This is a genomic window from Methylophilus sp. 5 (assembly GCF_000515275.1).
Lineage (GTDB): Bacteria > Pseudomonadota > Gammaproteobacteria > Burkholderiales > Methylophilaceae > Methylophilus.
Window position 1 is genome coordinate 2,245,081 of sequence record NZ_KI911560.1, and the last position, 12,995, is coordinate 2,258,075.

Consider the following 12,995-nt stretch of genomic DNA (forward strand, 5'->3'; position numbering starts at 1 on the left):
CCCAGTGAATAATGCATGCAGAATGATAAATCATTTGTTCAGTAATTGCTCCAGCGGCAATTGCGAGAGTTGCTTTAATAGCCATTGCATGGCTTTACCCATCTCAGATTGGCGCTGTTGCCGCCAGGCAATAAAGATGGGAAAGATGGGACCCCGCGGTTTGGGCTCTGAGACTTGTTTGATCATTAATTGCCCTTGTGTGACCGCTGTTTGGGCGAGCGATGTTGGCAGGTAGCCAATTGCAACGCCCGAAATTTGCGCCTGCAACTTGGTGTGCATATCCGGCACGGTGAGAATATCTTGCCCGGAAAGAATGCCGGATGTGCGCGGTGGCAAGTTGCGCGAACTATCGGCAGCGGCAACCACACGATGCTGCACAATATCACTGGCACTCAGTGGTTCTGGTAATGCTGCCAGCGGGTGATGCGGGGCGACGGCAAACACAAATTCCAGTTGGCCCATTAACTGTGTAGAAAAATTGCCGCCGGGTGGCGCGTCACCTGGTGCGCCAATCGAAATGTCGGCGCGCCCCGATTGCAGTGCATCCCAACTACCGCCATACACTTCACGCAGTAATTTAACGCGGGTGCCAAACCCTTGCTGGTAAAAGTCCTGCAGGATATGCAAAATTGGCAGAAAGTTAAATAAATCGCTAACGGCAATTGCAATGTCGGTTTCAACGCCGGTAGCTATGCGTTGCACGCGGCGCTCAAGTGCGTGTGCTGCATCGAGTAAATAGCGGCCTTCTTTGAGCAACTCTATGCCAGCCTGGGTCAGCGTAGCGCGGTGGCCGCTGCGGTCAAATAACTCCAGACCCAGGTCTTCTTCCAGCCTGCGTATGGTGTAAGTGAGGGCAGACGGCACACGGTAAAGAGATTCTGCGGCGGCGGCGAAGCTCCCTTTACGGTCAATAGCGTCAATGACTTCCAGGGCTTCGAGGCTGAGTTTAATGGTCATGGGGCTTTAATCAAAAAAACTGAACAAGTGATGCAAAATGTTTTGCTATCAAAACATTAAGTGTTTTTTTATCATACAGTTAATCTTTCAAATGGAGTGAATAAATGTTGCATGTTCGCCCTTCAAATACACGTGGTTACGCTGATCATGGCTGGCTGCAAAGCTTTCATAGTTTTTCGTTTGCAGGCTATTACGATCCTGCCCATATGGGGTATTCGGTGTTGCGCGTGATCAATGATGACAAGGTTGCCCCGGCCAAAGGCTTTGGTATGCATGGTCACCAGGACATGGAAATCATTACCTATATGCTGGCCGGCGAGTTGCGCCATACCGATAGCATGGGTAACACCTCGGTTATTCGTGCCGGGGATGTGCAGCGTATGTCGGCCGGGACCGGCATTCGCCATAGTGAGATGAATGCTTCTGCGCAAACCACCGCGCATTTGCTGCAAATCTGGATCACGCCTGACACGCTAGGGCTTGCGCCTGGGTATGAAGACAAAACAATCGCACTCACCGACAAGCAAAACCGCTGGGCGCTGATTGCATCCCCTGATGCGCAACATGAGTCATTAAAAGTACATCAGGATATGTCACTGTATACCACGGTGCTGGATGCGGACTTGTCTTTGCCGATTACCGTGACTGAAGGCCGTTGCGCCTATGTGCATATCGCGCGTGGTGAAGTAGAAATAGATGGTCAGCGCTTACAAGCGGGCGATGCACTTAAAGTGGATACTGTTAGTGCGTTGACTATGGGTGCTGTGAGTAATAGTGAAGTGTTGTGGTTTGATTTGCCACAACACTTTGAATAATGTTTTAAATCGTTGATAAGGAGCTAAAGAATGACTCAGGTTGCAATTGTTTATCATAGTGGATATGGTCATACGGCCGAGCAGGCCAAAGCGGTTGCGCGCGGTGCGCAAAAAGTGGCCGGCGTAACCGTGCATTTGCTAAGCGTGGACGAAGCGCAACAGCAATGGGACTTGCTCAAAGCCAGCGATGCGATTATTTTTGGTAGCCCAACCTATATGGGCTCTGCTTCTGCCCAATTTAAAGCGTTTATGGATGCCAGCTCAAAGGCGTGGTTTACGCGTGACTGGCAAGACAAAATTGCCGCGGGTTTCACTACCTCTGCCAGCCAGAGTGGCGATAAATTGAATACCTTGACGCAATTGTCTGTGTTTGCAGCGCAACATGGCATGATTTGGGTGAGTTTAGGCTTGTTGCCAGGGAACAATCATAGCAATGGGTCGGTCAACGACTTAAATCGCTTGGGTAGCTTTTTGGGCGCCATGGCACAGGCTAACTCTGATCAAGGTCCAGACCTGGCACCGATTCAGAGTGATTTGCTGACTGCTGAACACTTGGGTGAGCGTGTGGCTACCGTGACCAAACGATTTTCTAAATCCGCATAACGCATAACAAACACATAAGGAGTGATACGTGAAAAAGATGATTTTAACGCTGGGCTTGCTGGCGGCGACACAGGCCTGGGCGGCAACTGACACCTACAATATTGATGCAACGCATAGTTTTGCTAACTTCAGCATTCGTCATGTGGTGTCAAAAACTACGGGCACTTTTAACGATGTCACCGGCGTGGTGACGTTGGACCCTGCCAATCTGAACACCGCCACTGTGCGCGCGGCGATTAATGTTAGCAGCGTGAATACCGGTTTTGGCAAGCGTGACGAACATATCAAGGCAGATAAATACCTGGACGTGGGCAAGTACACGCAAATCTTGTTTGAAAGCACCAAATTCACGGCGACCAATCAGACACAGGCGGTGATGCAAGGCAAACTGACTATGCATGGCGTGACCAAATTGGTGGATATTCCAGTGAAAGTATTGGGTTATGGTGCAGATCCATGGGGCGGCCAACGCGCAGGGTTTGAAGGTCATTTGACGATCAAAGCGTCAGATTATGGCTTTGGCTGGGCCGCGGGGGCGAATGCGCCAGTCGGTGATGATATTGAAATTACTTTATTGATTGAAGGCGTAAAAGCCAAGTAAGTGCAGTCTTTGCGCAGGCGCACTGCCTGCGCGGCTGTTCATCTTTAAGAGGAGCAAGTAAATGGCATTGGATTTATTTTCCCCAGCCACGTTGGGTAGCATTGCATTACAAAACCGGGTGGTGATGGCGCCGCTAACGCGTAACCGTGCAGGCGAGGGCGGCGTGCCACAGGCGATGAATGTGACCTACTATGAGCAGCGCGCCACCGCGGGCTTGATTATTACTGAAGCTACGCCTATTTCGCCAATGGCGCATGGGTACCCGGCGTTGCCAGGGATTTATACTGATGCGCAAGTGGCTGGCTGGAAAAAAGTCACCGATGCCGTGCATGCCAAGGGCGGCAAAATCGTCATTCAGTTGTGGCATGTGGGCCGTATTTCACACCCCAGCTTGTTGCCTAACCAGGCCGCGCCAGTGGCACCTTCTGCCATCAAGCCCGCTGGCCAGGCATTTACTTACCAAGGTTTGCAAGATTACGTCACGCCACGTGCGCTGGATGCGGCAGAGTTGCCCCCAATTGTGCAGGATTATGTGCATGCGACGCGTTGCGCCATCGCTGCCGGATTTGATGGCGTAGAAGTGCATGCTGCCAATGGTTATTTGTTAGACCAGTTTTTGCGTGATGGTAGCAACCAGCGCCAGGATCAATATGGTGGCTCGGTTGAAAATCGTAGCCGCTTGCTGCGTGAAGTGGTGCAAGCCGTGGTTGATACTATAGGCGCCGATAAAGTGGGTGTGCGTTTGTCGCCGGTGAATCCGTTTAATGATATGCATGACAGCCAGGCGCAGCAGACGTTTAATTATGCCACGCAGGTGCTGAGCACTTTTAACCTGGCTTACCTGCATGTGGTCGAAGGCGGCATTCATGGTGGTGGCGAGTCTGACCCGTTTGATTTCACAGCGCTGCGCAAGCTATTTAACGGTGGCTATATTGCCAACCTGAGTTATGACAAAGCACGCGGTGATGCGGCGATTGCCAGTGGTCATGCCGATGCGGTGGCCTATGGTGTACCGTTTATTGCCAACCCTGATCTGGTCGCACGTTTTGCCAGCAATGCACCGCTTAATGCGGCTGACTCGGCCACGTTTTATGGTGGCACCGAGCATGGCTATACTGACTATCCGTTTTTAACGGCTTGAAACGGGTGATGCTGCGCGAAAAGTAGTTTATTCGTTGCGATATTCCCCGTTGTGCTTGCCGCTCACAGTGTGCGGGCGTAAAATTCGCGCAACGCGAATTCAACCGAGCTAACGCTCCGCACATTGTGAGTTAATTTCTGCATGTCCCGCCCTGATATTACACCTTCATCCCCGCATAAACTTGTCGTTGCCAACTGGAAAATGCATGGCAGCCTTGCCCGTAACCAGGCATTGGTGCACGACTACCTGCAAGGCCTGCAATCGCTAAAACAAACAGAGGTGGTTGTCTGTGTGCCATACCCTTATCTGGCGCAAGTACAGTCTTTGCTGACGGGCACCAATGTTGCCTGGGGCGCACAAAATATTGCCAAGTTTGAGCAGGGCGCTTATACCGGTGAGGTCAGTGCGGCTATGCTGCAAGATTTTGGCGCGCGTTATGTCATTATCGGCCACTCTGAGCGTAGTACTGCGTATTGCGAGTCGGATGAAAATATTGCTGAAAAATTCATGATGGCCAAGCGGCATGGCTTGATCCCGATTTTATGTGTTGGCGAAACTTTGCTGGAGCGCGAAGCCGGGGTGATGGAGCGTGTGGTGGGCAAGCAGCTCGAGACGATTATCCGTTTGTTTGGCGGTGAGGCATTTGCGCAGAGTATTGTTTCTTATGAGCCGATCTGGGCGATCGGCACTGGCCTGGCAGCGTCAGCCGAGCAAGCGGTAGCCATGCATCAATTTATTCGCGAGACAGTGGCTGCTGCTGATAAAACCACGGCCGACAGCTTAAAAATCCTCTACGGGGGCAGCGTAAATCCGCAAAATGCGGTACAATTATTAAATCAGAAGGAAATAGACGGCGCGCTGGTCGGTCGTTGCTCGCTAGATGCGGAGCAATTTATAAAAATATGTCAGGCCGTTCCTGAAAATAGCGTCATCTAGATAGCGAAGATGCCAAAAGCTTAATCGTTATTCAATCAATGGATTAAAGAAATATGGAAAATGTCATTCTCGTCATTCTCGTCATTCATGTGCTGGCAGCTGCTGCCGTGATTGGCTTGGTCTTATTACAGCATGGCAAGGGCGCCGATATGGGTGCCGCCTTTGGAAGTGGTGCCTCCGGTAGTTTGTTCGGGGTGTCCGGCTCTTCTAACTTGCTCAGCAAGCTGACGTCGATTTTTATTACAGTGTTTTTTGCAACTAGCTTGACGCTGGCATTTATGTCCAGTCATAAAGCGAGTTCTGGCAGCGTGGTTAAATCCGCGTTGACACAACAGGCTCCGGCCCAAGGCGAATCCGCAGCAGCGGTGAAGCCGGTTGAAAATACACCCAAAGATATTCCCAATTAGTTTTAAGCCGTCGTGGTGGAATTGGTAGACACGCTATCTTGAGGGGGTAGTGACGAAAGTTGTGCGAGTTCGAGTCTCGCCGACGGCACCAGTCCTATGTTGTGTTGGCGACGTAGCTGGATGGGAATTGGTTATTTGGGAGTATTTCAATGTGCTGTTGGGCATGATGCATTGAAATAACTTGTTAACATGATCGATTAAGGCAAATCAGTGTTAGAAAACTATTTCCCAATTCTGATGTTTATCCTGGTCGGCCTGGGCGTAGGCTTGGGGCCGTTGCTTGCAGGTAAAATTCTCTCTCCGCACAAACCTGATGCGGAAAAAAACTCTCCTTATGAGTGCGGCTTTGAAGCATTTGAAGATGCCCGCATGAAATTCGATGTGCGCTACTATCTGGTCGCCATTCTATTTATTCTGTTTGATCTGGAAATTGCATTTCTTTTCCCGTGGGCAGTAGTGATTCAGGAAATCGGATCCGCTGGCTTTTGGGCGATGATGGTCTTTTTGTTTGTATTGGTGGTCGGCTTCATCTTTGAATGGATGAAGGGCGCCCTTGAATGGGATTAATGCAAAATGAGCATTGAAGGCGTATTGGAAAAAGGGTTTGTCACGACCACGCTAGACACGGTGATTAACTACACGCGGACCGGCTCTTTATGGCCGATGACATTTGGTCTGGCCTGCTGTGCGGTAGAAATGATGCATGCCGGTGCCTCGCGTTACGATCTGGACCGCTTTGGCATTGTGTTCCGCCCAAGCCCGCGCCAGTCTGATGTGATGATTGTGGCCGGAACGCTGGTGAATAAAATGGCGCCTGCGTTGCGTAAGGTTTACGACCAAATGGCAGAGCCACGCTGGGTGATCTCTATGGGTAGCTGTGCCAATGGCGGCGGTTATTACCATTACTCTTATGCGGTGGTGCGTGGCTGTGACCGCATTGTGCCGGTCGATGTCTATGTGCCGGGTTGCCCGCCAACGGCTGAAGCTTTGTTGTACGGCATTATCCAGTTGCAAAAGAAAATCAGGCGTACCAATACCATCGCCAGAACCTGATTGTTGACTGTACCCCAATCAATACGTATCCAGATTAAACAATACGAAATTAAACTATGTCCGCAAAACTCGAACATTTGTCCGCACAGCTCAAGCTAGCCTTGGGTGAGGGTGTGGTCAAGCTGGAGCAAAAGCTGGGTGAGATCACGGTAGAAGTGCATGTGAAGCACCTGTTAGCTGTCGCAGAAAAGCTAAAAAACCATGCCGAGCTTAAGTTTGAACAGCTGATAGACTTGTGTGGCGTGGATTACTATGATTATGGTGATGGCCGTTGGGAAGGGCAGCGCTATGCGATGGTGCTGCATTTACTTTCTGTTAGCCTAAACCAGCGCGTGCGTATCCGTGTTTTTGCCGCTGATGATGATTTTCCTGTGTTGCCGACCTTGGTTGATATCTGGCCGGTGGCTAACTGGTTTGAACGTGAAGCGTTTGATATGTATGGCATCATGTTTGAAAACCATCCAGATTTGCGCCGCCTGCTGACAGACTATGGCTTTGTTGGTCATCCTTTCCGCAAAGACTTTCCTATGATTGGTCATGTCGAAATGCGCTATGACCCGGTGCAGCAACGTGTGATTTATCAGCCAGTGTCTATTGATCAGCGTAATAATGTGCCGCGTGTGATTCGTGACGAAGGGACGCACCATGGCTGATTGCTTGCAAGCTTCAACCCAATGCGGCGTTGTCATTGCTTGCCGTATTTATTCATACTGTCTGCGCAATTCCGCCTTGCCTTGGGCTGAATCTAGCAAGCTGAGGAATTGTTAGTATGGCTGAAATTAAAAACTACACAATGAACTTCGGCCCGCAGCACCCTGCAGCGCACGGTGTATTACGTTTGGTGCTGGAGCTCGACGGTGAAGTGATTCAACGTGCCGACCCACATATTGGGTTGCTGCATCGCGGTACAGAAAAACTGGCAGAAAACCGTACTTATTTGCAAAGTGTGCCGTATATGGACAGGCTGGATTATGTGTCCATGATGGCCAATGAGCATGCGTATGTGATGGCCATTGAGAAAATGCTGGGCATAGACGTGCCTATACGTGCGCAGTATATCCGCGTCATGTTCGACGAAATCACCCGTATCCTCAACCATTTGTTATGGTTGGGCGCGCATGCGCTGGACGTGGGCGCCATGACGGTATTTCTGTACGCGTTCCGCGAGCGTGAAGACTTGTTTGATGTGTATGAAGCGGTGTCTGGCGCGCGTATGCATGCGGCGTATTACCGCCCGGGCGGTGTCTATCGTGACTTGCCAGAAAAAATGCCGCAGCACGAAACCACCAAATTCCGCAGCGCAGATGAAATCAAGAAACTCAATGAAAACCGCCAGGGTTCCATGCTCGATTTCATTGAAGACTTTACCAATCGTTTTCCTACCTATGTCGATGAGTACGAAACACTGCTGACTGATAACCGTATCTGGAAACAGCGTACCGTTGGTATCGGGGTCGTGACACCTGAACGTGCGTTGGCACTGGGCTTAACCGGCGCCATGTTACGTGGTTCGGGCATTGCCTGGGATTTACGTAAAAAGCAGCCGTATGAAGTCTACGACAAAATGGACTTTGATATTCCAATTGGCGTGAATGGTGACTGTTATGACCGTTATCTGGTGCGCGTGGAAGAGATGCGTCAATCCAACCGCATCCTCAAGCAATGCATAGACTGGTTGCGCAAAAATCCAGGGGCGGTGATCACCGATGACAACAAAATTGCGCCGCCTAACCGCGAAGGCATGAAAACCAATATGGAAGACTTGATTCACCATTTCAAGTTATTTACCGAAGGCTTTCATGTGCCTGCAGGCGAAGCGTATGCGGCGGTAGAGCACCCGAAAGGCGAGTTTGGCATTTACATGGTGTCTGATGGTGCCAACAAGCCCTATCGTTTGAAAATTCGCGCGCCGGGCTTTCCACATTTGGCCGCGCTGGATGAGATGACGCGAGGTCATATGATTGCTGACCTGGTCGCCATCATTGGTACACAAGACATTGTGTTCGGTGAAATTGATAGATAACCGAACGACGAGATAGCACGGACAAGGAAAGATAGTAAGGGTCAAGCATGCTCAGTGCAGAATCAATTGAAAAGATTGAATACGAATTGTCCAAATATCCGGCAGACAGACGTCAAGCGGCAGTGATGTCTGCTTTGCGGATTGTACAAATGGAACGCGGCTGGTTGTCTAAAGAAAGTATTTCTGAGGTGGCCAAGTATTTGCGCATCCCGGAAATTGCTGCGCTGGAAGTGGCGACTTTCTACAATATGTATGATTTGCAGCCGGTCGGTCAGCACAAAATCACCATCTGTACCAATATTTCTTGCATGCTGCGTGGCTCGGATGAAATTGTTGAGCACTTGCAGCACAAGCTGGGTGTCGGTTTTAACGAGGTGACGCCAGATGGCAAATTTTGCCTCAAAGAAGGTGAGTGTATGGGCTGTTGTGGCGGCGCGCCGTTGCTACACGTCAACAATGCTGAAATGCACGAATTTTTGACCACTGAAAAAGTGGATGCCCTCATTAACGCGCTAAACAAGGGCTAAGGAACTAAACATGGCAAAGACTTCAAACGCGACAATGAATAGTCAATCTGTGGTCAAAACCGACTTGGCTGGCCAGACCTTAGTGACTTTGCGTACGCTGGCAGAAGAAAACCCTTCGTCACTGGCGACCTATGAGAAGTTGGGTGGCTATGTGCAACTTAAGCGCCTGGTGGCAGAAAAAGTAAAAGCGCCAGACATTATTAGCCAGGTTAAAGTCTCTAACTTGCGTGGTCGTGGCGGTGCTGGTTTCCCAACCGGCCTCAAATGGAGTTTTATGCCACGTTATTACGATGGCACCAAGTATCTGGTCTGTAATACTGATGAAGGCGAACCAGGTACGTTTAAAGACCGTGACATCATTCGTTATAACCCGCATCAACTGATCGAAGGCATGGCGATTGCTGCTTATACCTTGGGTGCACGTGTGGGTTACAACTATATCCACGGTGAGATCTGGCAGGATTACGAAATTTTTGAAGCCGCCCTTGCTGAAGCACGTGAGGCGGGTTACCTGGGTGAAAACCTGTTTGGCTCCGAGTTTAGTTTTGATTTATATGCCGTACATGGCTACGGCGCCTATATCTGCGGTGAAGAAACCGCACTGATTGAGTCGATTGAAGGTAAAAAAGGCCAGCCACGCTTCAAGCCACCGTTTCCGGCCAGTTACGGCGTGTTTGGCAAGCCGACCAATGTGAACAACACTGAAAGCTATGCCTCTATTCCATGGATTATGCAGCATGGCGGTCAGGCATTTTCTGATCTCGGTGTGCCAAACTCCGGCGGTAGCAAATTGTTTTCGGTGTCTGGCCATGTTGGAAAGCCTGGCAACTATGAAATTAAAATGGGCACGCCGTTTAAAGACTTGCTGGAAATGGCAGGCGGTATCTGGAAAGGCCGCCAGTTAAAAGCGGTGATTCCAGGTGGACCTTCTACCGCAGTGATGCCTGCGAGTGCCATTGAAAATGCCACTATGGATTATGATGGCCTGAGCAAAGCAGGGTCTAGCCTGGGTGCCGGCTCCATGATTGTGATGGACGAAACCACCTGTATGGTCAAAACGCTAAAACGCCTGAGCTATTTCTTTTATGAAGAAAGCTGTGGTCAATGTACGCCATGCCGTGAAGGTACCGGCTGGGTCTACCGCATCATTGAGCGCATTGTCGACGGCAGAGGCAAGATGGAAGACCTCGACTTGCTGACAGATTTAAGCAATAACATTTCTGGCCGCACCATTTGTGCCTTGGGCGATGCAGCAGCCACGCCGGTCTTGAGTTTTATCAAGCATTTTCGCCCAGAATTTGAATACTATATCCAGCATGGCAAGTCCATGGTGGATGGCCGTTAAATGGCTGCGCGTGCGAATGACTGTGTTGCGCGGTACTCGAAATCCTCATGTACATTCAAGTACATTCCGGTTTCTGCGTGCCGTGCGCCTTGTCCTTCACCCGCTCGCTCATTTAATTACACGCTTTGTAACGAAATAACACAGTGTTGAAACTATGCTAAACATCGAAATTGACGGCAAACCACTAGAGGTCGAACACGGCAGCACCATTATTGATGCTGCTGATGCGGTAGGGATTGCGATTCCCCGTTTTTGTTACCACAAAAAACTGTCCGTAGCGGCCAATTGCCGCATGTGTCTGGTGCAAGTAGAGAAGTTCAACAAGCCTCTGCCAGCTTGTGCGACGCCAGTCGCCGATGGCATGAAGATTTATACGCGTAGTAAATCTGCCGTTGAAGCGCAGCAAAGCGTGATGGAGTTTTTGTTGATTAACCATCCGCTGGATTGCCCGATTTGCGACCAGGGTGGTGAGTGCGATTTGCAGGATATTGCCGTGGCCTACGGGGCCTCTGGCTCGCGTTATACCGAAGAAAAACGTGTGGTATTTAATAAAAATATCGGCCCGTTGGTGAGCACCGACATGACGCGCTGTATTCAATGTACACGTTGCGTTCGCTTCCTCAAAGAGGTGGGTGGCATGCAGGAGCTAGGCCTGGTCAATCGTGGTGAGCACGCTGAAATTACAGCCTATGTCGATCAGTCAGTGAATTCAGAATTGAGCGGCAACATTATTGATTTATGCCCGGTAGGTGCGTTGACCAGCAAGCCATTCCGTTATTCTGCACGCAGCTGGGAGCTGGTACGCAGGCCTTCAATCGCGCCGCACGATGGCCTCGGCTCGCATATTGAAGTGCACGTCAAAGACAATAAAGTCATGCGCGTGCTGCCACGTGAAAAAGAATCTATTAACGAGTGCTGGTTGTCTGACCGCGACCGTTTCTCTTACGAAGGCCTGAATAGCCCTGACCGTTTAAAAGTGCCTATGATCAAGCACAACGGCCAATGGCAGGAAACCGACTGGAAAACAGCGCTGGAGTTTGCTGCCGGGCAATTAAAAGACATCACCAAAGAGCACGGTGGCGAAGCACTCGGTGTGCTGGTTTCACCAAACAGCACTATGGAAGAGGGCTATCTGGTCAAGCAACTGGCTGAAAGCCTGGGCAGTGGTAATGTAGATTACCGTCTGCGCCAGACAGACTTCCGTTTGGATGGCAAGCGTACTGGCACACCATGGATGGGTTGCAACATTCAGGAAATCGAAGAGCTTGATCGTATTTTGCTGATCGGCTCCAACCTGCGCAATGAGCATCCATTGCTGGCACAACGTATCCGCAAAGCGGTTTCAAACGGTGCTGAGTTATGTATCGTCAGCCCGCTCGATAATGATCCGCTGATGGATATTGCACACAAAGTGATTGTGCGCCCGAATGATATGGTCAATGTGTTGGGCCAGGTGTTAAAAGCCATGTCTGGTTTGCAAAAACTGTCACTGTGCTTGCCACCTACCTTGAATACATTGCTGGAAGAAATTCAGGTACGTCCGAATACGCAGAAAATCGCTGAATGTCTGGCGGGTATCAGTGACGAAGTGATCCTGATTGCGCCAAAAGTAGGTATTTTCTTAGGCAACATGGCCTTGAGTGATCCTCGCTTTACCGAAATGTATAGTATGGCTGAAGCCATTGGCGGCATCACCGGCGCCAAAGGCGGCATTTTGCCACCAGCGGCCAATAGTACCGGTATGCACCTGATGGGGGTGATGCCTTCCGCCACCGGCATGCACGCGAGAGCCATGCTTGAGGTGCCACGTAAAGCTTATCTGCTGTTGAATATCGAGCCTGAGCTGGATTGTCAGCATGCAGCGCTGGCCAGTGATGCGATGGCCAAGGCCGAGTGCGTGATTGCGTTAACCGCTTACAAGTCCTCAGCGCTGGATAATGCGGACATTCTGCTGCCGATTGCGCCATTTACCGAAACCTCAGGCACCTTTATGAGTATGGAAGGCCGTGTACAAAGCTTTCAGGCTGTGACGCGCCCGTTAGGCGAGTGCCGCCCAGGCTGGAAAGTGCTGCGTGTGCTGGCGAATACACTGGGCTTGTCAGGCTTTGAGTTTAATAGCTCTGAAGAAGTCAAAAACGCGATTTTTAATCATGAAAAACCGTCTGCAGTGGTGTGGCGTAGCTTGAACAACAACCTGAAAGAGCTGGTTGAGATTCAGGTCAATATCAAAAAAGACGGCTTGCAACGCATTGGTGAAGTGCCGCAATACGAGTCTGACCCGATTGTGCGTCGCTCGGCGCCGCTGCAAAAAACCAAATACAACGTGCGCCCGATGGCACGCATGCGTGCTGAGCAACTGGCTGAGTTAGGCTTGCAAGATGGCGATATCGTGGTCGCACGCCAAGACAAAGGCAGTGCAGTGCTTAAAGTGCGTGCGGATAACCATGTGGCAAAAGGCTGCGTACGTGTGGCTGCGGCTCATCCATTAACCGCTGGTTTGGGTGACCTCATGGGTGATATTACGATTGAAAAAGCATCGACCGATCAAGTGGCGATTTACGAAAAACAACTGACCGAGATGGCATAA

General features: G+C 50.4%; 14 protein-coding genes and 1 tRNA gene. 14 read left to right on the forward strand and 1 reads right to left on the reverse strand.

Going from position 1 to position 12,995, the window contains the following annotated elements:
* Window positions 1-30: 30 nt before the first annotated feature.
* Complete coding sequence (locus tag METH5_RS0110840; RefSeq protein WP_029148533.1) at window positions 31-957, reverse strand: LysR family transcriptional regulator; 927 nt, start codon at window positions 955-957, stop codon at window positions 31-33.
* Window positions 958-1,061: 104 nt separating this feature from the next.
* Here METH5_RS0110840 and METH5_RS0110845 point away from each other — a divergent pair, with 104 nt between their 5' ends.
* The 14 genes from METH5_RS0110845 (at window position 1,062) to nuoG (ending at window position 12,995) form a co-directional block, all read left to right on the forward strand.
* Entirely contained in the window at window positions 1,062-1,772 is a 711-nt protein-coding gene (locus tag METH5_RS0110845) for a pirin family protein (RefSeq protein WP_029148534.1), read from the forward strand.
* A 30-nt stretch (window positions 1,773-1,802) separates the two neighbouring features.
* Entirely contained in the window at window positions 1,803-2,375 is a 573-nt protein-coding gene (locus METH5_RS0110850; RefSeq protein ID WP_029148535.1) for a flavodoxin family protein, read from the forward strand.
* Between the two features lie 28 nt (window positions 2,376-2,403).
* Window positions 2,404-2,976 carry a YceI family protein gene (locus tag METH5_RS0110855; protein ID WP_029148536.1) on the forward strand — a complete coding sequence of 191 codons (573 nt, stop codon included), beginning with the start codon at window positions 2,404-2,406 and terminating at the stop codon, window positions 2,974-2,976.
* 61 nt (window positions 2,977-3,037) lie between these two features.
* Complete coding sequence (locus tag METH5_RS0110860; RefSeq protein ID WP_029148537.1) at window positions 3,038-4,117, forward strand: alkene reductase; 1,080 nt, start codon at window positions 3,038-3,040, stop codon at window positions 4,115-4,117.
* A gap of 141 nt (window positions 4,118-4,258) precedes the next feature.
* Window positions 4,259-5,053: a triose-phosphate isomerase gene (gene tpiA / locus METH5_RS0110865; protein WP_051412936.1), complete on the forward strand. Its 795-nt coding sequence runs from the start codon at window positions 4,259-4,261 to the stop codon at window positions 5,051-5,053.
* 53 nt (window positions 5,054-5,106) lie between these two features.
* Window positions 5,107-5,460, forward strand: a complete 354-nt coding sequence (gene secG, locus METH5_RS0110870) for a preprotein translocase subunit SecG (RefSeq protein WP_029148539.1) — start codon at window positions 5,107-5,109, stop codon at window positions 5,458-5,460.
* Between the two features lie 6 nt (window positions 5,461-5,466).
* Window positions 5,467-5,551: transfer RNA gene (locus METH5_RS0110875), tRNA-Leu, on the forward strand.
* Window positions 5,552-5,697: 146 nt separating this feature from the next.
* Window positions 5,698-6,027, forward strand: coding sequence for an NADH-quinone oxidoreductase subunit A (ndhC, locus tag METH5_RS0110880; RefSeq protein WP_036307833.1), 330 nt, complete (start codon window positions 5,698-5,700; stop codon window positions 6,025-6,027).
* 6 nt (window positions 6,028-6,033) lie between these two features.
* Window positions 6,034-6,513, forward strand: a complete 480-nt coding sequence (locus METH5_RS0110885) for an NADH-quinone oxidoreductase subunit B family protein (protein WP_019881812.1) — start codon at window positions 6,034-6,036, stop codon at window positions 6,511-6,513.
* A gap of 56 nt (window positions 6,514-6,569) precedes the next feature.
* Window positions 6,570-7,166, forward strand: coding sequence for an NADH-quinone oxidoreductase subunit C (locus METH5_RS0110890; RefSeq protein ID WP_029148541.1), 597 nt, complete (start codon window positions 6,570-6,572; stop codon window positions 7,164-7,166).
* Between the two features lie 116 nt (window positions 7,167-7,282).
* The gene (locus METH5_RS0110895; RefSeq protein WP_029148542.1) at window positions 7,283-8,536 is read left to right on the forward strand and encodes an NADH-quinone oxidoreductase subunit D; all 1,254 of its coding nucleotides are present in this window, start codon (window positions 7,283-7,285) and stop codon (window positions 8,534-8,536) included.
* Window positions 8,537-8,583: 47 nt separating this feature from the next.
* Window positions 8,584-9,063 carry an NADH-quinone oxidoreductase subunit NuoE gene (gene nuoE / locus METH5_RS0110900; RefSeq protein ID WP_029148543.1) on the forward strand — a complete coding sequence of 160 codons (480 nt, stop codon included), beginning with the start codon at window positions 8,584-8,586 and terminating at the stop codon, window positions 9,061-9,063.
* A gap of 10 nt (window positions 9,064-9,073) precedes the next feature.
* Complete coding sequence (gene nuoF, locus METH5_RS0110905; protein ID WP_029148544.1) at window positions 9,074-10,408, forward strand: NADH-quinone oxidoreductase subunit NuoF; 1,335 nt, start codon at window positions 9,074-9,076, stop codon at window positions 10,406-10,408.
* Between the two features lie 154 nt (window positions 10,409-10,562).
* Entirely contained in the window at window positions 10,563-12,995 is a 2,433-nt protein-coding gene (gene nuoG / locus METH5_RS0110910; RefSeq protein WP_029148545.1) for an NADH-quinone oxidoreductase subunit NuoG, read from the forward strand.

Coding starts and splice junctions, on each gene's coding strand:
- METH5_RS0110840 (WP_029148533.1), bottom strand. CDS start 957: ATGACCATTAAACTCAGCCTCGAAGCCCTGGAAGTCATTGACGCTATT.
- METH5_RS0110845 (WP_029148534.1), top strand. CDS start 1,062: ATGTTGCATGTTCGCCCTTCAAATACACGTGGTTACGCTGATCATGGC.
- METH5_RS0110850 (WP_029148535.1), top strand. CDS start 1,803: ATGACTCAGGTTGCAATTGTTTATCATAGTGGATATGGTCATACGGCC.
- METH5_RS0110860 (WP_029148537.1), top strand. CDS start 3,038: ATGGCATTGGATTTATTTTCCCCAGCCACGTTGGGTAGCATTGCATTA.
- tpiA (WP_051412936.1), top strand. CDS start 4,259: ATGTCCCGCCCTGATATTACACCTTCATCCCCGCATAAACTTGTCGTT.
- secG (WP_029148539.1), top strand. CDS start 5,107: ATGGAAAATGTCATTCTCGTCATTCTCGTCATTCATGTGCTGGCAGCT.
- ndhC (WP_036307833.1), top strand. CDS start 5,698: ATGTTTATCCTGGTCGGCCTGGGCGTAGGCTTGGGGCCGTTGCTTGCA.
- METH5_RS0110885 (WP_019881812.1), top strand. CDS start 6,034: ATGAGCATTGAAGGCGTATTGGAAAAAGGGTTTGTCACGACCACGCTA.
- METH5_RS0110890 (WP_029148541.1), top strand. CDS start 6,570: ATGTCCGCAAAACTCGAACATTTGTCCGCACAGCTCAAGCTAGCCTTG.
- METH5_RS0110895 (WP_029148542.1), top strand. CDS start 7,283: ATGGCTGAAATTAAAAACTACACAATGAACTTCGGCCCGCAGCACCCT.
- nuoE (WP_029148543.1), top strand. CDS start 8,584: ATGCTCAGTGCAGAATCAATTGAAAAGATTGAATACGAATTGTCCAAA.
- nuoF (WP_029148544.1), top strand. CDS start 9,074: ATGGCAAAGACTTCAAACGCGACAATGAATAGTCAATCTGTGGTCAAA.
- nuoG (WP_029148545.1), top strand. CDS start 10,563: ATGCTAAACATCGAAATTGACGGCAAACCACTAGAGGTCGAACACGGC.